The organism is Abyssibacter profundi (genome assembly GCF_003151135.1).
Taxonomy (GTDB): domain Bacteria; phylum Pseudomonadota; class Gammaproteobacteria; order Nevskiales; family OUC007; genus Abyssibacter; species Abyssibacter profundi.
In genome coordinates, this window is the sequence record NZ_QEQK01000015.1 from 47,027 (window position 1) to 63,401 (window position 16,375).

Sequence of the window (16,375 nt, forward strand, 5' to 3'; positions counted from 1 at the left end):
AAGAAACATGCCATGCCGAACGTTCATGATTTGACCCATACGGTGAGCAACCAGCCCCCCGATTTTCTGGGGACCAATCTTTATGCAGGTGACCAGGTGCTACGCCACTGGATGGATGCACTGGGTGGCAGCTGGGGGCACGAGCGGGCAATGGCCTATGGGGAACTGGCGGGCGGCCGCCTGATGGAACTGGGCTTTCTGGCCAATGCCAACAAGCCGGTGCTGCGGTCCCACGATCGCTTCGGACATCGGCTTGATCAGGTCGAATTTCATCCGGCCTACCACGAGATTATGGCCACGGCGATCCGTCATGGCTTGCCCTCATTGCCGTGGTCCCGGCCCGGCGAAGGCGCGCAGGTGGTGCGTGCCGCGCTGACCTACCTACACGGTCAGGCCGAGGCGGGGACCTGCTGCCCGCTGACCATGACTTATGCCTCGGTCCCCGCGCTGCGCAACCAGCCGGAGGTGGCCGAACAGTGGCTGCCGAAGATCCTGTCCACTGACTACGATGGACGATTTCTGCCGTTGGCTGACAAACACGGGGCCACCATTGGCATGGGGATGACCGAAAAGCAGGGTGGCTCTGATGTCCGTGCGAACACCACACGGGCGACACCTGTCAGCCAGTACGGCCCGGGTCAGGCCTACAGACTGGTCGGCCACAAGTGGTTTTTCTCGGCCCCGATGTGCGATGCATTTCTGGTCTTGGCACAGAGCGAGCGCGGATTGTCCTGTTTTCTGGTGCCGCGGTTCCAACCCGATGGCACCCAGAACGCGATTCGGATCCAGCGGCTGAAGGACAAGCTGGGCGATCACGCCAACGCGTCCAGCGAGGTGGAGTTCTTCGAGGCCTGGGCCGTCATGGTGGGCGAGGAGGGTCGCGGTGTGCCCACCATTCTGGAGATGGTCATGCATACCCGGCTCGACTGCATGATCGGCTCTGCATCGTTGATGCGCCAGGCCTTGAGCCAGGCCGTACATCACGCCAAGCATCGGCAGGCATTCGGCCGGCTGCTGTCGGACCAGCCACTGATGCAGAACGTGCTGGCCGATCTGGCTTTGGAGTCGGAAGCGGCGTTGGCGATGACGCTGCGACTGGCCAGCGCCCTGGATGCTGCGGCCCAGGGTGATACCGAGGAGGCGGCGCTGGCTCGTGTGCTCACCGCCGTGGGCAAGTATTGGATCTGCAAGCGCACGCCGATGATGGTCAACGAGGCGCAGGAATGCCTCGGGGGGGCGGGCTACGTCGAGGAATCGATCCTGCCGCGCCTGTACCGCCAGGCACCGCTGAATTCGATCTGGGAAGGCTCTGGCAACATCCAGTGTCTCGACGTACTGCGAGCGCTGTCCCGCGAACCGGACAGCCTGCCCGCGATTACGCGTGAGTTGGGCATTGGTGCAGCCGAACATGCGGGGCTTGCTGAACGGGTGGAGCACCTGGGTCAGGCACTGGCTGATCGCGACCAGATCGAAACCCGGGCGCGTGCACTGGTTGAAGAACTCGCTGTTTGCCTGCAGGCCAGCCTGCTGGTGCGATCAGCGCCGGGGTTTGTGGCCGAAGCGTTCATGGCTGGCCGCTTTGGTGGCGGCCGGGTCTTCGGCACGCTGCCTGCAGGCCTGGCGTACGAGGCCATCCTCGACCGTGCGCACGTGCCGCTCCAGACATAGGTCTGCGTTGCGCAGCGGGGGGCTCAGGGCGATGTTTGGCTGCGGGTTCCCCATCGCGCGACTTTGAGCGCAGGCGTGGCGCTAGTGGTCGGTCAGGCTCGGCGTAAGGCCTGGATCAGGCTGCGGCCGGGATGCAAGGCGTTCCAGGTCTCGCGATCCACAGGCAGCGGCGCACCGGTGATGGCGGCAGCGATGATCTCTCCGCAGAGCAGTGCGGCCGTTGCCCCTCGGCTTCCGTGACCCCGGTGTAGCCAGCGCTGCTCGACCACCCGTCCGATAGGAAAGCGTGCTCCGGGCCGCCCATGCCGGATGTCTGCGTACTGCGATTGCCACCAGGCGGCATCTGGCAGGGGACCGACCTGGGGCATCCGGTCTGGCGTCCCCGCCCGGACGGCGGCCATATGTGTCAGGACGTCGACCGAACCCGGCCACCCGAGCCGTTCAAGCCAGTTCGTCACATAGGAGGCCGCCTCATCTGCATCTGGCGTGGCCTGTGTTTGACCGCGTTGATGACTACTGCCGACCCAGGCCGTACCTGTTGACGGCACACACAATCCGCCGCCAGCCAGCGCCGCTGTCGGCAGGGGCTTGCCGTCGGGTGGCGCCAGCTCACTCATCTGTCCCCGGGCCCTGGAGACAGGTGCGATCGAATCCCAGTCGGTGACGGCCGCGCCGGTCGCCAGTACGGTCGGCACGCCGGCCAGGCGATCCGGCGCTGGTTGATTCAGGCAGCGGATTCGAGGATGGTCGAGCCAGGCGGCCGTCCACCGCGTCGGATGCAGCCATCCGGCGTTAGGCAACCACTGACCTGGCGCCTGCAGCGGGGTGCCGACGGCTTGCGTCAGCTCGGCCGCGTCGAGGACATGGCCGCTGAGGCGACCGCGATGGGCGATGACGCCGACCCCGGTTGGATGCCAGCCGGCGGCCTGTTTCAGGCGGTGGGCAGCATGGCCGAAAGCGGCGTCATAAAACCGACCACGCAGATTGGCCGCGCGCTCGGGATACGGGCGAACGATTAACGCGGGCAGTCGTGAGGGCGGGGCCACGTCGGGTTTTGGCCGGTCGTAAACCGTGACATCCAGCCCTCGCTCGGCCAGGGCGCGAGCGGTGGCACTGCCGGCCAGTCCGGCTCCGATGACCACGGCATGGTCGGTCGCAGCAGGTTTCGGCCGCTGGAACCACGGTTTAGCGGCGGCATCACCCTGCGCGGGCGCGTCCACTGCTTTCGCCAGGTGGCCATGCAGCATGTCGCGCTTGCGCCCGAACCCGGGCGCCTTGCACACGTCGTATCCCGCTGCCTGCAGATTGCGTCGTACCCAACCTGCGGCGGTGTAGGTGGCAAAACTGCCGCCAGAACGCGTGCGTGCCGCGAGTAATCGACACACCGTTTCGGACCACATGTCCGGGTTGCGTGCGGGTGCGAAGCCATCGAGGTACCAGGCGTCCACCTGGGCATCCAGGGCTTCGAGCATGCGGTCAACATCCCCACACAACACCAGCAGGCGAACACGACCGCTCTCCAGCACGCGTAGGTTGAAGCCTGGCTGCAACTGCTGGCAGGCGCTGGCAAGGGCATCGGCTGTACGCCCCAGCTGGGGCCACTGGGCCAAGGCGCGACGCATGTCGTCGGCACCCAGCGGATGTGATTCCACGCTGATGTAATCGAGGCATGCATCAGGGCGAGCGGTCTGCCGCCAGCGCTCTAGTGTCAGACAGGCGTTGAGGCCGGTGCCGAAGCCCAGTTCACCAATGGTGAACGCGCGACGGTTCGCCCAGCGCGCAGGCAAGTCGTTGTGTCGCAGGAAGACATAGTTTGACTCGGCGAGTCCGTCGCGATCGAAGTATCGGTCGCCATAGCGCTTGGAATAGGGGTGACCCTGATCCCATTGCAACCACGACTGCTCGCCGCTCCTGTCGTGCTGATCCATCGAGATAGTGTGCGGGATGGCTGACCACCCATCTAATTAGGTAAACTAACGAATGCGTCGGCGCCATGGTGGCCCATACGCAAGTCATGCGGCCAGTGGTCGGGCGCCCGCACGGTGGGTGCTAATGACCTTGCCTAGGCCACCCACGCTTTCACGACCCCCGTCCCGCCGCCTCGCATTCGGCTGGCAAGGAGCTCGAACATGCCCGCAGTCCAACCTGCCAGCCGTCAACCCATTATGGGCCTGCGTGAGTTCGTCTGTTTTGTGGCGGCCTGTATGGCCATCAATGCGCTGGCCATCGACATCGTGCTGGCCGCTCTGCCGCAGATGGCATCCGAGCTGGGGGCCAGCGACGAGAATGACCGTCAGGCGGTGATTTCCGCTTACCTGTTCGGGCTGGGCGCCTCGCAGTTCCTGTACGGACCGCTGAGTGACAGTTTCGGCCGCAAGCCAGTGCTGAGCTTCGGCTTGTTGCTATTCGCCGCCGCCAGCCTGGTCGCCGCCGCATCGACCAGTTTCGAAATCATGATCGCATCGCGATTCATGCAGGGGTTTGGCGCGGGTGCGCCCCGCGTTGTGGCCATGGCACTGGTGCGTGACCGCTTCGTTGGGGTCGAGATGGGACGCGTCATGTCGATGGCCATGATGGTCTTCATGATCGTACCGATTCTGGCGCCTTCCATCGGGCAGGGGATCTTATTGATCGCGCCCTGGCAATGGATGTTCGTCACCTTGTTCATCGCCGGTCTGGCGATAGCGGGCTGGGGGCATTACCGCGTGCGGGAAACGCTCACGACCGCCAACCGGCGTCCCTTCAACCGGGAGAACCTGTTGCTCGGGTTTGCCGTGGCGCTACGCCATCCGGTGACCCGCGGCTATATGCTGGCGCTGGGGAGCGTGTTCGGGGTGCTGGTGGTCTTCATCAGCCTGGCGCAGCAAATCTTTCAGGATCGCTACGGCGTGGGCGCCGGGTTCACCTTGCTGTTCGCCATCATCGCGCTGTTTCTTTCGGCGGCTGCCTTCGCGAATTCACGGTTGCTCCGCCGCTTCGGTCTGGAACGCATGACGCGGGCCGCGTTGTTGGGCCTGATCGCGATTGCGGCGCTCTGGTCGGTACTGGCCTGGATCGACGTCGTCCCGCTGCCGCTGTACATCCTGCTGCAAGGGCTTTGCCTGTTCTGCTTCGGTTTTTTGGGCGCCAACCTCAATGCCCTGGCCATGGAACCCATGGGACACCACGCCGGTAGCGCAGCGGCGGTGATCGGGAGTTTCACGACGGTTGCAGGCACCGGCTTGGGCTTTGCCATCGCACAGCAGTACGACGGCACCCTGGTCGCGCTGGCCCTGGGCAATCTGGTGCTGGCACTGACTGGCCTCGCCATCGTACTGCGTACCCAGCGTCGCGCCAGGCAGTTATCCGAGATGGTTCCGATGCCTTCGTAGGCGCTTGGCAGAAACAGAACAGGCCGCACGGTGGCGGCCTGTTGTTGAGCTAAGGGCGAGGGCAGGGAAAGAGTGCCCTGAGAAGCCCCAAACAAGCATAAATGCTTGATTTTATTGGTGGAGGCGGCGGGAATCGAACCCGCGTCCGAAAGCCCTCTGCCTTTCGATCTACATGCTTAGCCTAGCCTTTGATTGTCGGCGACTGTTACCCGGCAGGCGAGGGAAGACAGCCGCTTAGACTCACGAAGTTTTAACCGTTGGACCAGAGACCTATCCGCGGGCGAGCTTGTGTAATTTGACGCCCGATACCCAGCCCACAAGCAGACCAGGTCGGACGCTCACTGCGGTTTTTTACGCAGCGAGGGCGTAGTTGTCGTCGTTCGCAACTAAGCTTGATTGCAAGTCTGTTTTACGAGGGGGACTGCACCTCGGCATGCACGTCAGGTTTCGCGACTCCCGTCGAATCCAAGTCGCCCCCGATGAACGCGATAGTGTCGCATAAATGGACCGGCAGTTGGCCAAGAAGTTCAGGCCGGTGACGACAGCGCCCTAGGCTTTTTCGCCGTGACGCAGGATGCGTGCTTTCTGGCGATCCCATTCGCGGCTCTTGATGTCCGAGCGCTTGTCATGCTGCTTCTTGCCCTTGGCGAGACCGATTTCCAGTTTGGCCCGCCCGCGCGTCCAGTGCAGGTCCAGGGGGATCAAGGTATAGCCCTGGCGCTCGGTGGAGCCGATGAGTCGGCTCAGTTCGCGGCGATGCAGCAGCAGTTTGCGCGTGCGGTCGGGCTTGGCGACGACATGCGTCGATGCGGACTGCAGCGGATTGATATGCGCGCCCAGCAGCCAAGCTTCGCCGTTCTTGAGGTACACATAGGCTTCAGCGACCTGGGCCCGGCCCTCGCGCAATGCCTTCACTTCCCAGCCATTGAGAACGATGCCGGCCTCGAAACGGTCCTCGATGTGGTAGTCGTGCCGTGCGCGTCGGTTTACGGCGATCTGGCGATCACCCAATTTTGATTTGCTCTTCTTGCTCACGGCTCGGATTATACGTGCCCGTTGCGTTCAGGCGCGCGCTGCGAAGGTTCGGTCGGGGAGGGTCGGCCTCGCAGCGGCGGCCGATCGGTAGTTCGAAATCATATTGGGCGGCCCGTTTAGGCTGCGTGCGAGAAGGGGGGTGCAGATGCCGCTAAGGTCATCGCCTTACGGCTATTGGAGTTCGCCAGGTCGGTTTGTGCTGGCCGCGCTGGGTATCGTTGTCGGTCTGGGAAACCTATGGCGGCTGCCCAGCTTGGTCGCAGAGTACGGCGGCTCGGCGTATCTGGTCATCTACATCGTCAGCCTGTGCGCCATGGCGGCCCCGTTGCTGCTCAATGAGTGGGTGCTGGGGCGCTGGATGCGCTCCAACATGGTCTGGGGGCTTCGGCATCTTTCGCGCGAGGGGCATGTCGGTCGTGGCTGGCAGCTGTTGGGGTGGTCTGCGCTGATCGCCGCAGCCCTGGTGTTGTCGTACTACGCTGTCATTGCAGGTTGGACCCTGGCTTATGCGATTCGCGCCGGGGCCGGCACGTTCTCGGCCATTGATGCGGAGGCGGCCCGACAGCAGTTTCTGGCGCTGGCCGGTGATCCGGAGCGTAGCCTGGCCTGGCACACGATCTTCATGGTGTTCGTGACCTTGGTGGTTGCGCACGGTCCCAAGTTCGGCTTGCAGCGTTCCACGACCCTGCTGGTGCCCGTGGCGTTTGTATTGGCGATCGGTTTGTTGCTCTACGCCGCCGGCACCGGGTATCTGGGCGAGGCGGCCGGACTGTTGCTCGGGTTTCGTCCAATGGAACTGGGTTTGACCGGCGTGCTGTCGGCCATTTCGCAGTCGTTTTACACCTTGAGCCTGGGTGCCGGTGTGATGCTGGCTTACGGCGTCTTCCTGCCCGACAACACGCCTCTGCTGCGCAGTGCTGCAGCCGTCTTGATCGGAGATTTGCTGTTCATGCTTGTTGGCGGCACGGCGTTGTTCGCCGTGGTGCTGGCGACGGGAGAGGCGCCCCGTTCGGGTGTGCCCTTGCTGTTCCAGCAAGTGCCTCAGGCGTTTGGCGCACAAGGGGCCATGCCCACATTGGCGCTTTACGTGATGCTGGCGTTGTTGACGCTGACGTCGGCAGTGGGACTGCTGGAACCCATTGTGCTGCGCATGATGGAGCGCTTCGGCTTGTCGCGTGTTTTCTCGGCCACCGCCAGCGGGATGCTGATCTGGCTATTCGGCCTGCTGACCATTCTGTCCTTCAACGTGCTGGCCGAATTGGCCCCAGGCGGCCGGACGCTGGCCGAATGGCTGCTGGATCTGACTGGGCGGCTGCTGGTGCCGCTGACGACCTTGGGGCTTTGTGTCTACGTCGGCCGCTTGTTGCCGCGCACCCTGGTCGCCGAGTTGTGGGGGACCGAGCCGTCGAATCGCGTGTTTCAGGCCTGGTATTGGATGATGCGCTACCCCGCTCGGATCGGCATCATCATCGTCCTGATCGACGCGCTGGGGGTGGGCCAGCGACTGGTACAACTATGGGCAGAACCATGAGTGGAGCAGACTTGCTGGCGATCGAAGTCGCCTATGCGTTACCGGATCGTCAGTCCCTGTTGCGGCTCGACGTGCCGGCTGGCACGACCGTTGAACAGGCCGTGCAGCGGTCCGGCCTGCTGGAGCAGTACCCGGACATCGATCTGGCGGCGGCTGCGGTCGGGATTTTCGGCAAACAGGTGCCGGCCACGACCGAGGTCAAGAGTGGAGACCGGGTCGAGGTGTATCGCCCACTGATCGCCGATCCCAAGGCGGCCCGTCGGAAACGGGCGGCCAAGGCCAAGGCGCAGGGCTGAGCCGCCCGCCAGCTCGGGTTTACCGCGTCGGCGGCGGGTCAACCGGCTGTGATTGCTCGCGGTCGGTTTCGTTGCTGGCGCCGATGATCTCGGACACCACACCGTTCTCGAAGACAATGGTGATGTTGCGCCGCAGCTCTTTGTCGCGTGGGCTCAGGTAGTAGGAGACATAGTCCCAGCGCACGGTCTCCCGCAACTCGCTCTTGACCAGCGCGGAGCCCATTAGGAACTCCACCTGCTCTGGCGTCATGCCAACCTCAACCTGATCGACCTGCTCCTGCTCGATCACGTTGCCCTGGTTGACGGGGAGCTTGTAAACGAGGTTGCAGCCGGTGGTGAAAGCCAGCACGCCGGCGAGTGCGACCAATCGAATCATGGTGGTGCAGGTGGGTCGGTTGAAGGACGTGCGATAATACACGCTTGGCAAAACCCGTTGGCGGAGTATCGAAGCTGTGGAATCTCAAGACCTGCGAAAACTCGGACTCAAAGTCACGCTCCCGCGGCTGAAGATTCTGGAGATCCTGGAATCCGCCGATGAGCGTCACATGACGGCCGAAGACGTCTATAAGCAACTGCTGGAGCTGGGCGAGGAAATCGGTTTGGCGACGGTTTATCGCGTGCTGACGCAGTTCGAGTCTGCGGGCATCGTTACCCGCCACAACTTCGATGGTGGCCAAAGTGTGTTCGAGCTGGACGATGGTCCGCATCACGACCACATGGTGTGCATGAAGACCGGTCAGGTCGTCGAGTTTGTCGACGATGTCATTGAACAGCGGCAGCGAGAGATTGCCGCCGAGCATGGCTGGAAGATGACCGATCACAGCTTGGTGATCTATGGCCTGAGCCCCGAGGCGCAGGCAGAGAACGACTAAGGTCGCCGGCAGTGGCCTGGCTTGGCGTCAGGCCGTGGCTTCGCCCAAGCCGAGCATCTCGCGGGCGTGGGCTCGTGTGCGCTCGGTGACCTCAACGCCACCGAGCATGCGGGCAATTTCTTCGACGCGGCGATCCTCCTGCAGTTGTTCAACCCGGGTTCGGGTCGCCTGGTCGCTGCTTTGTTTGCTGACGTGATACTGCTGATGCCCCTGCGCGGCCACCTGCGGCAGGTGGGTCACGCAGAGCACCTGATGTCGCTCTGACAACTCCGCCAGGCGTCGGCCGACGATTTCTGCAACGGCGCCGCCGATGCCGGCGTCCACCTCATCGAAGATCATGGTCGGCGCTGCGTCGTCGCCCAGCACCACGAGCTGAATGGCCAGCGCCAAGCGGGAGAGCTCGCCCCCGGAGGCGACGCGAGCCAGTGGCCGCGCGCTTTGACCGGGATTGGCGGCAATTTCAAACGTGACGCGATCCATCCCGTGCGGGCCAACCTGCTCGGGGTCTGGACGGATACTGATGCGAACCTGCGCGTCAGGCATGCCGAGGCTGCGCACATTGTCGGTCACGGCCTGCTGCATCCGCATGGCAGCGTCTGAGCGCGCGCGTGTGAGTTGCTGGGCGGCCTCTCGATACGCCGCAAGGGCGGCCTCGATCTCCTGCTGCAGTCGCTCCGTGTGCTCGCCGGCGTGGATGGCCTGATCCAGCCGATGGCGCAGGCTTTGAATCAACTCGGGCAGGGTGTCGGGCTGGCAGTCATGTTTGCGGGCCAAGCGGTGCAGCTCGGTTAATCGATCATCTACGATTTGCAGCCGCTCGGGATCCAGTTCCATGCGGTCTAGCTGGCGCGTAACCAGACGCGCAGCATCCTCCAGCTGGATGGTCGCGGAATCCACAAGTTCGCGCGCCTCGGAAAAGGCACTGTCGACAGCCTCCAGGTCGGACAGCACGTCCCGGGCCTTGCCGCTGCGCTCAATGGCGGCGCCGTCGTCGGACTCGACGAGCAGGCCGATGACGGCCGCTGCATCCCGCATGAGCTGCTCCGCATTGGCCAACCGCCGCTGCTCCTGGTCGAGCTGTTCGAATTCACCCGGTTCAGGCGCGATGGCGTCCAGTTCCTGGAGCTGGAATTGCAGCAATTCGATTTCTGCCTCGGTCGGCTTGCCTGCCGATTGTGCCTCGCCCAGTGCGTCGCGCAGCCGTTTGAGATCGGCCGCCCGTGTCGCCACGGTTGTCAGGACCTGGTCGTGGCGTCCGAATGCGTCCAGCAACTGACGCTGCTGGGTGGGGTCGAGCAGGCGCTGGCTGTCGTGCTGGCCATGGACATCGACCAGCCGTTCGCCCAGCGCCCTGAGGCTGCGGATATTCGCCTGCGAACCGTTGATAAAAGCACGCGAGCCGCCGTCCGCCATGACCACGCGGCGGATCAGGCAGCACCCGGGGTCGTCGGGGTCGTCCAGCGCCTGATCACGCAGCCAGGCACCTGCGGGCGAATCCACACCCACGTCGAAAGCCGCGTCGACCTGCGCGCGCGGTTGGCCGGTGCGGACAGCGTCTGAGTCAGCGCGGTGACCCAGTACGAGGCCGATGGCGTCGATCAGAATGGACTTGCCCGCACCGGTTTCGCCGGTGAGGACGTTGAAGCCGTCTCCGAAATCCAGATTGAGATCGGTAATCACGGCGAGATTCTGGATAGAAAGCTGGCGCAACATCAGGCTTGCCCGCGTCCCCAGTGCAGCTTGCTGCGAAGAATGTGGAAGTAGTCGTAGCCCGGCGGGTGGATGAGCGTCAGGCGCTTGTCCGAGGCCCGGATGCGGATGCGGTCACCACCGGCCAGTGGATGGCTGACCTGGCCGTCCCAGGTCACCAGCGCCTCGGTATTGTCGCCGTGAACCACGACTTCGAGTTCGCTGTTGGCGTTGATGACCAGTGGCCGGTCCGACAGCGTATGCGGGCAGATGGGAACCAAGGTCAGCGCATCAATCCCGGTGTGAACAATCGGGCCTCCACTGGACAACGCGTAGGCCGTGGAGCCGGTCGGCGTGGAAATGACGATGCCGTCAGCCCGGTGCCGGGTCACGAATTCGCCATTGATACGCGTATCGAATTCCAACAGTCGCGCAAACGCGCGGTTCCTCACCACCACATCGTTGAGCGCCAGAAACCGCTTGATGGGGTCACCCTGGACATCCGGATGCCCCTCGATCATCAGCCGATCCTCACGAATACCCTGACCATCAAGGATTTCGTCGAGGCGTGCGCTCATGTCATCTGGTGAGACGTCGACCATGAATCCGAGCCGGCCGCGGTTGACGCCGACAATCGGAACGTCGTGCGGTGCCATGTAGCGGCCTGCATCCAGCAGCGTGCCATCACCGCCGACCACGATGCACAGATCGCACTGCGGCCCCATCTCGGCGCGACTGATCGGCGCGGCAGGGGTCACCGGTGCAGCAATGGCATCTGGAAGAATGCTCAACCCGCGGTTCAGGAGGTAACGCGCCAGCCGCTCAACCGTCGTCAGCACCGCGGCATCGTCCCGTTTAGCAACAATGCCGACATGACGGAATTCGGTCACGGCCTGCTCCCTCGTTGACAGCGCGTCATGCGCATGGCTTTCTCTTTCTCAAGCATGGAGTCGTGATTTCCCCGTGGGCCCCGAGTCTCGCATCGAAACCGATTTGCCGTCATTGAATGCACGCCAAGCGACGTTACTCAAGACGCTGGTCGAGCAGTTTATCGCGGACGGTCGTCCTGTCGGCTCCTCAACGCTGCTGGCCAGAAGCGGGCTGGGCGTTAGCGCCGCGACCGTGCGCAGCATCATGGTGGATTTGGCCGAGCAGGGCTACGTGTCCGCCCCGCATGCCTCCTCCGGGCGCGTGCCGACTGCATTGGGTTACCGCTTTTTCGTCGACAGCTTGCTCGAGCCGGAGCAATTGGCGGCACCAACTGCGCGGGAGCTTCGGGCCAAGCTGCGCGCCGCGGATAGTCATCACGAGCAGCTGACTAGCGACGCCTCGGCCATGTTGGCCGATCTAACGCGGATGGCAGGCATCGTGTCGGTGCCGCGCAGCGATTTGCGCCTGCTGCGGCAAATCGAGTTCCTACCCTTGTCCGGCCGGCGTGTGCTGGTCGTGCTGGTGGTGGATCGGGACGAGGTGCAGAACCGCGTGGTGCAGCTACAGCGCGCATACTCCCGGGACGCGCTGGAGCGCGCCGCTGCCTTTATTAATCGCTGTGCGGCGGGCCGACATCTGTTCGAGGTGGCCGAGTTGCTCCGCCGTGAGGTCGAGGCCGCGCGTGCCGCCGTGGGTGCGGAACTGGCGACGATGATGCAACAGGCCGTCAGTCCTTCAGCCGGCCGGGAGAATGACGGCTTGGTGATCGCCGGCGAGCCCAATTTGTTGGCGTTCTCCGAGATCGGAAGTCGTGAACGACTGGGTGCATTGCTCCATGCGCTGGATCGTAAGCAGGAAATCGCTGCCTTGTTCCGCAAGTGCCTGGATGCCGACGGGGTGCAAATTTTTATCGGCAAGGAATCGGGTGTGGCCGTGCTGGACGAGTGCAGTGTCGTCACCGCGCCGTATCACGTCGATGGAGAGGTGGCCGGCGTCCTTGGCGTGATCGGGCCGACCCGCATGGCGTATCAGCGGATCGTGCCGTTGGTAGGGCTGACGGCGCAGATGTTCGGTTCCGGCTTGAAAACCTGAACAGCGCCCCCACCAAGCGAGCCGTGCGACGGGAGTGTCGCGCATCACCGCCTTTTCGAAACACGGATCGCAGCATGACGCCAGAAGACCAGAAGCCGGAGGACGTCAACTCCGAAGCCCAGGCCGCGGAGGCCGAGACCCCAGAACAAAGCGAGCCTGCAGCCGCTGATGCACCGGAAGAGGGTGTGACGCAGGCGGCCCTGGACGCCGCTGAGGCGAAGGCCAAGGAGCACTGGGAAGCCTATCTGCGTGCCAGCGCCGAGCTGGAAAATGTGCGTCGCCGCGCCGAGCGGGACGTGGCCAATGCCCACAAGTTCGGGCTGGAAAAGTTCGCCAGCGAACTGCTGGGTGTGCGGGACTCGCTGGAGCTTGGGCTGGCGTCGGCGCAGGCGGAAAGCGCCACGGTCGAGACCGTGCGTGAAGGCGTGGAGCTGACGCTCAAGCAGTTGGCCAGTGTCATGGACAAGTTTGGCATCAAGCAGGTCGACCCGACCGGTCTGCCCTTCAATCCGGAGCAGCATGAAGCTGTGGCCATGGTCGAGGCCGATGCCGACCCCAATACCGTGGTCAACGTCATGCAGCGCGGCTATTTGCTGAACGATCGCCTGTTGCGGGCTGCGATGGTCACGGTCGCGAAGCCGCAACCCAAGTCTGACGACTGATCCCGTCTTGAATTTTGGCCGGCTTCCCCCATTTAGCCGGCAGTAGCAAGAACTCTTTTCTGTTTAGCAACCTGATTTAACCGATTTTTTGGAGCACACCATGGGCAAGATCATTGGTATCGACCTCGGCACGACGAACTCATGCCTGGCATTGCTGGAGGGCAGCAGCGCCAAGGTGATTGAGAACGCCGAAGGTGAGCGCACCACGCCGTCCGTGGTGGCGTATTCCGACGATGACCAGACGCTGGTCGGTCGTCCTGCCAAGCGGCAGGCGGTCACCAACCCCAGCAATACGTTGTACGCCATCAAGCGGCTGATTGGTCGCCGCTTCCAGGACGACGTGGTCCAGAAGGACATCAAGATGGTGCCCTACAAGATCACCGCAGCCGACAACGGTGATGCCTGGGTCGACGTCAAGGGCAAGAAGCTGTCGCCGCAGGAAGTGTCCGCGACGATTCTTCGCAAACTGAAGAAGGATGCCGAAGACTATCTGGGCGAGTCGGTCACCGAGGCCGTCATCACGGTTCCGGCCTACTTCAACGACTCCCAGCGCCAGGCCACCAAGGATGCCGGCAAGATCGCCGGCCTTGAGGTCAAGCGCATCATCAACGAGCCCACCGCGGCCGCGCTGGCCTACGGCCTGGATAAGTCCAAGGGCGACAAGAAGATTGCCGTCTACGATTTGGGCGGCGGCACCTTTGACGTGTCCATCATCGAAATTGCCGATGTCGACGGCGACAAGCAGTTTGAAGTCCTGGCCACCAACGGCGATACGTTCCTGGGTGGTGAAGACTTCGACATGCGTGTCATCGACTACATCGCTTCGGAGTTCAAAAAAGATCAGGGTGTGGACCTGTCCGGCGATCCGTTGGCCATGCAGCGCCTGAAGGAAGCCGGTGAGAAGGCCAAGATCGAGCTGTCCTCCACACAGCAGACCGAGATCAACCTGCCGTACATCACGGCGGATGCCTCCGGTCCCAAGCACCTGAACCTGAAGCTTTCCCGCGCCAAGCTGGAATCGCTGGTGGACGATCTGGTCGAACGCACCATCGATCCCTGCAAGGTGGCGCTGAAGGATGCCGGCGTCTCCGCCGGTGAGATCGACGAGGTCATCCTGGTCGGTGGCCAGACGCGGATGCCCAAGGTTCAGGAGGCCGTGAAGAGCTTCTTCGGTCGCGAGCCCCGCCGTGACGTGAACCCGGATGAAGCCGTGGCCATGGGCGCGGCGATCCAGGCGGCCGTGCTGGCCGGCGACGTCAAGGACGTGCTGCTGCTGGACGTGACCCCGCTGTCGCTGGGTATCGAGACGATGGGTGGTCGCATGACCAAGCTCATCGACAAGAACACCACGATCCCGACGCGCAAGGCCGAAACCTTCACCACCGCCGAAGACAACCAGGGCGCGGTGACGGTGCATGTGTTGCAGGGTGAGCGCGAAGTCGCCAGCGCCAACAAGTCGCTGGGCAAATTCGACCTGTCGGATATTCCGCCGGCTCCGCGCGGCGTGCCGCAGATCGAGGTCACCTTTGACATCGACGCCAACGGCATCCTGAACGTGTCGGCCAAGGACAAGGCGACCGGCAAGAGCCAGTCCATTGTTATCAAGGCAAGCTCGGGTCTGTCCGACGATGAGATCGAGCAGATGGTCAAGGACGCCGAGGCCCATGCCGAGGACGACAAGAAGTTTGCCGACCTGATCAATGCCCGTAACCAGGCCGAGGGCCTGATCCACGGTGTCGAAAAGACACTCAAGGATCTGGGCGACAAGGTCGAGGCGGATGAGAAGTCGGCCGTGGAAACCGCTATCAGCGAACTGCAGGACGTGCTGAAGGGCGAGGACAAAGACGCCATCGAAGCCAAGACCCAGGCGCTGGCCGAGGCATCTGCCAAGATCGCCGAGAAGGCCTACGCTGCCGAAGGTGGCGCCGAAGGGGCTGCTGATGCGCAGGCCTCGAATGCCGACGACGACGTCGTCGACGCGGAGTTCGAGGAAGTCAACGACGACGAGAAGAAGCGCGCATAGTTCAATCGCGCCTCGAGGAGCGAGCGGACGGGCGACACGCCGGCCCGCTCGCTCCTTTTTTATTGCACTAACGGGATCGCCCGAGAGCCATGAGCAAACGTGACTACTACGAGGTGTTGGGCGTCAGTCGTGATGCCGGTGCCGATGAACTGAAGAAGGCCTATCGTCGGCTGGCCATGAAGAATCATCCCGACCGGAATCCGGGGGATGAGGAAGCCGAGAGCCGCTTCAAGGAGGCCTCCGAAGCCTACGAAGTGCTGTCCGACGACCAGAAACGGGCGGCCTATGATCGCTACGGGCATGACGGCGTGGCCGGTGCTGCGGGTGGTGGCTTTGGCGGCGGCGCCGGTTTTGGCGACATCTTCGGCGACGTTTTCTCCGATATTTTCGGCGGTGGTGGTGCACGCGCAGCACGCGGTGCCGATCTGCGCTATGACCTGCCCATCGATCTGGAAGACGCGGTCAATGGCGTCGAGAAGGCGATCCACATCCCGACCTGGGATGACTGCGAGACCTGCGATGGGTCCGGCGCCAAGCCGGGCACCAAGCCAAAGACCTGTCCCTCCTGCCAGGGCGCCGGGCAGATTCGTATGCAGCAGGGCTTTTTCTCGGTACAGCAGACCTGCCCGACCTGCCGCGGACGGGGCGAGGTTATTGCCGATGCCTGTCGTGATTGTTCAGGGCGCGGCCGGGTTGAAGGTGAGAAGACGCTCTCGGTCAAGATTCCGCCGGGCGTGGATACCGGCGATCGCATCCGCCTGACGGGCGAGGGTGAAGCCGGCGAGCGCGGAGCGCCTCCAGGTGATCTCTACGTGCAGATCAACGTGCGGGCGCATGATGTCTTCGAGCGCGACGGCAATGATCTACGCTGCGCCGTGCCACTGTCTTTTGTCACCGCCGCCTTGGGTGGGGAGATCGAAGTGCCGACGCTCAAGGGCCGCGCCACGCTCAAGATTCCCGAGGGCACCCAGTCTGGCAAGACGTTCCGCCTCCGCGGTAAGGGGGCACCCAGCGTCCGCGGTGCCGGCGTCGGCGATCTGCTGTGCACGGTGCGCATCGAAACCCCCGTGAATCTTTCATCGAAGCAGAAGGCCTTGTTGGCCGAGTTCGGCGACACGGTGGGTGAGAAGCACAGCCCCGAAGAACAATCCTGGCTGGCGAAGGCCAAGCGTTTTTTCGAGGAGCGGGTTAAGTAGGCAGCACTGA

14 protein-coding genes and 1 other RNA gene are annotated in these 16,375 nt (G+C 63.4%); 9 read left to right on the top strand and 6 right to left on the bottom strand.

What is annotated here, in order from left to right:
* Nucleotides 1–12 precede the first annotated feature (12 nt).
* Complete coding sequence (locus tag DEH80_RS14745) at nucleotides 13–1,668, top strand: acyl-CoA dehydrogenase family protein (protein WP_109721280.1); 1,656 nt, start codon at nucleotides 13–15, stop codon at nucleotides 1,666–1,668.
* 92 nt (nucleotides 1,669–1,760) lie between these two features.
* Here DEH80_RS14745 and mnmC2 read toward each other — a convergent pair whose 3' ends face one another.
* Nucleotides 1,761–3,596 (bottom strand): tRNA (5-methylaminomethyl-2-thiouridine)(34)-methyltransferase MnmC2, encoded by a 1,836-nt coding sequence (mnmC2, locus tag DEH80_RS14750; RefSeq protein WP_109721281.1) that lies wholly within the window; start codon nucleotides 3,594–3,596, stop codon nucleotides 1,761–1,763.
* Between the two features lie 201 nt (nucleotides 3,597–3,797).
* Here mnmC2 and DEH80_RS14755 point away from each other — a divergent pair, with 201 nt between their 5' ends.
* Entirely contained in the window at nucleotides 3,798–5,039 is a 1,242-nt protein-coding gene (locus tag DEH80_RS14755; RefSeq protein ID WP_109721282.1) for a multidrug effflux MFS transporter, read from the top strand.
* A 115-nt stretch (nucleotides 5,040–5,154) separates the two neighbouring features.
* Here the strand turns inward: DEH80_RS14755 and ssrA are convergent.
* Both ssrA and smpB read right to left on the bottom strand, forming a co-directional pair.
* Nucleotides 5,155–5,517, bottom strand: a transfer-messenger RNA (tmRNA) gene (ssrA, locus tag DEH80_RS14760).
* A 71-nt stretch (nucleotides 5,518–5,588) separates the two neighbouring features.
* Nucleotides 5,589–6,074: an SsrA-binding protein SmpB gene (gene smpB / locus DEH80_RS14765; RefSeq protein ID WP_109721283.1), complete on the bottom strand. Its 486-nt coding sequence runs from the start codon at nucleotides 6,072–6,074 to the stop codon at nucleotides 5,589–5,591.
* Nucleotides 6,075–6,219: 145 nt separating this feature from the next.
* Between smpB and DEH80_RS14770 the strand changes: the two genes are divergently transcribed.
* Nucleotides 6,220–7,605, top strand: a complete 1,386-nt coding sequence (locus DEH80_RS14770) for a sodium-dependent transporter (protein ID WP_109721284.1) — start codon at nucleotides 6,220–6,222, stop codon at nucleotides 7,603–7,605.
* The gene (locus DEH80_RS14775; protein ID WP_109721305.1) at nucleotides 7,602–7,901 is read left to right on the top strand and encodes an RnfH family protein; all 300 of its coding nucleotides are present in this window, start codon (nucleotides 7,602–7,604) and stop codon (nucleotides 7,899–7,901) included. Before DEH80_RS14770 ends, DEH80_RS14775 begins: the two co-directional genes overlap by 4 nt.
* Nucleotides 7,902–7,920: 19 nt before the next feature.
* Here DEH80_RS14775 and DEH80_RS14780 read toward each other — a convergent pair whose 3' ends face one another.
* A complete protein-coding gene (locus DEH80_RS14780) occupies nucleotides 7,921–8,277 on the bottom strand; it encodes an outer membrane protein assembly factor BamE (protein WP_133249262.1) in 357 nt (118 codons plus the stop codon).
* Nucleotides 8,278–8,353: 76 nt separating this feature from the next.
* Between DEH80_RS14780 and fur the strand changes: the two genes are divergently transcribed.
* On the top strand, nucleotides 8,354–8,773 hold the full coding sequence (fur, locus tag DEH80_RS14785; RefSeq protein ID WP_109721286.1) for a ferric iron uptake transcriptional regulator: 420 nt from the start codon (nucleotides 8,354–8,356) through the stop codon (nucleotides 8,771–8,773).
* A 27-nt stretch (nucleotides 8,774–8,800) separates the two neighbouring features.
* Here the strand turns inward: fur and recN are convergent, their stop codons facing one another.
* Nucleotides 8,801–10,486 carry a DNA repair protein RecN gene (gene recN / locus DEH80_RS14790; protein ID WP_109721287.1) on the bottom strand — a complete coding sequence of 562 codons (1,686 nt, stop codon included), beginning with the start codon at nucleotides 10,484–10,486 and terminating at the stop codon, nucleotides 8,801–8,803.
* The gene (locus tag DEH80_RS14795) at nucleotides 10,486–11,352 is read right to left on the bottom strand and encodes an NAD(+) kinase (protein ID WP_109721288.1); all 867 of its coding nucleotides are present in this window, start codon (nucleotides 11,350–11,352) and stop codon (nucleotides 10,486–10,488) included. The genes recN and DEH80_RS14795 overlap by 1 nt, the downstream gene beginning before the upstream one ends.
* A 73-nt stretch (nucleotides 11,353–11,425) precedes the next feature.
* Between DEH80_RS14795 and hrcA the strand changes: the two genes are divergently transcribed.
* The 4 genes from hrcA to dnaJ all read left to right on the top strand — a co-directional run bounded on the left by hrcA (nucleotide 11,426) and on the right by dnaJ (nucleotide 16,365).
* The gene (gene hrcA / locus DEH80_RS14800) at nucleotides 11,426–12,484 is read left to right on the top strand and encodes a heat-inducible transcriptional repressor HrcA (RefSeq protein WP_207774630.1); all 1,059 of its coding nucleotides are present in this window, start codon (nucleotides 11,426–11,428) and stop codon (nucleotides 12,482–12,484) included.
* 74 nt (nucleotides 12,485–12,558) lie between these two features.
* Nucleotides 12,559–13,146 (top strand): nucleotide exchange factor GrpE, encoded by a 588-nt coding sequence (grpE, locus tag DEH80_RS14805; RefSeq protein WP_109721289.1) that lies wholly within the window; start codon nucleotides 12,559–12,561, stop codon nucleotides 13,144–13,146.
* Between the two features lie 100 nt (nucleotides 13,147–13,246).
* Nucleotides 13,247–15,169: a molecular chaperone DnaK gene (gene dnaK, locus DEH80_RS14810; protein ID WP_109721290.1), complete on the top strand. Its 1,923-nt coding sequence runs from the start codon at nucleotides 13,247–13,249 to the stop codon at nucleotides 15,167–15,169.
* A gap of 89 nt (nucleotides 15,170–15,258) precedes the next feature.
* Entirely contained in the window at nucleotides 15,259–16,365 is a 1,107-nt protein-coding gene (gene dnaJ / locus DEH80_RS14815) for a molecular chaperone DnaJ (protein ID WP_109721291.1), read from the top strand.
* The last annotated feature ends 10 nt before the right edge of the window (nucleotides 16,366–16,375 follow it).

Excerpts from the sequence above, each read along its gene's own strand:
- dnaK (WP_109721290.1), top strand. The coding sequence starts at position 13,247 with ATGGGCAAGATCATTGGTATCGACCTCGGCACGACGAACTCATGCCTG.
- dnaJ (WP_109721291.1), top strand. The coding sequence starts at position 15,259 with ATGAGCAAACGTGACTACTACGAGGTGTTGGGCGTCAGTCGTGATGCC.
- DEH80_RS14770 (WP_109721284.1), top strand. The coding sequence starts at position 6,220 with ATGCCGCTAAGGTCATCGCCTTACGGCTATTGGAGTTCGCCAGGTCGG.
- grpE (WP_109721289.1), top strand. The coding sequence starts at position 12,559 with ATGACGCCAGAAGACCAGAAGCCGGAGGACGTCAACTCCGAAGCCCAG.
- DEH80_RS14775 (WP_109721305.1), top strand. The coding sequence starts at position 7,602 with ATGAGTGGAGCAGACTTGCTGGCGATCGAAGTCGCCTATGCGTTACCG.
- mnmC2 (WP_109721281.1), bottom strand. The coding sequence starts at position 3,596 with ATGGATCAGCACGACAGGAGCGGCGAGCAGTCGTGGTTGCAATGGGAT.
- DEH80_RS14755 (WP_109721282.1), top strand. The coding sequence starts at position 3,798 with ATGCCCGCAGTCCAACCTGCCAGCCGTCAACCCATTATGGGCCTGCGT.
- recN (WP_109721287.1), bottom strand. The coding sequence starts at position 10,486 with ATGTTGCGCCAGCTTTCTATCCAGAATCTCGCCGTGATTACCGATCTC.
- DEH80_RS14745 (WP_109721280.1), top strand. The coding sequence starts at position 13 with ATGCCGAACGTTCATGATTTGACCCATACGGTGAGCAACCAGCCCCCC.
- DEH80_RS14780 (WP_133249262.1), bottom strand. The coding sequence starts at position 8,277 with ATGATTCGATTGGTCGCACTCGCCGGCGTGCTGGCTTTCACCACCGGC.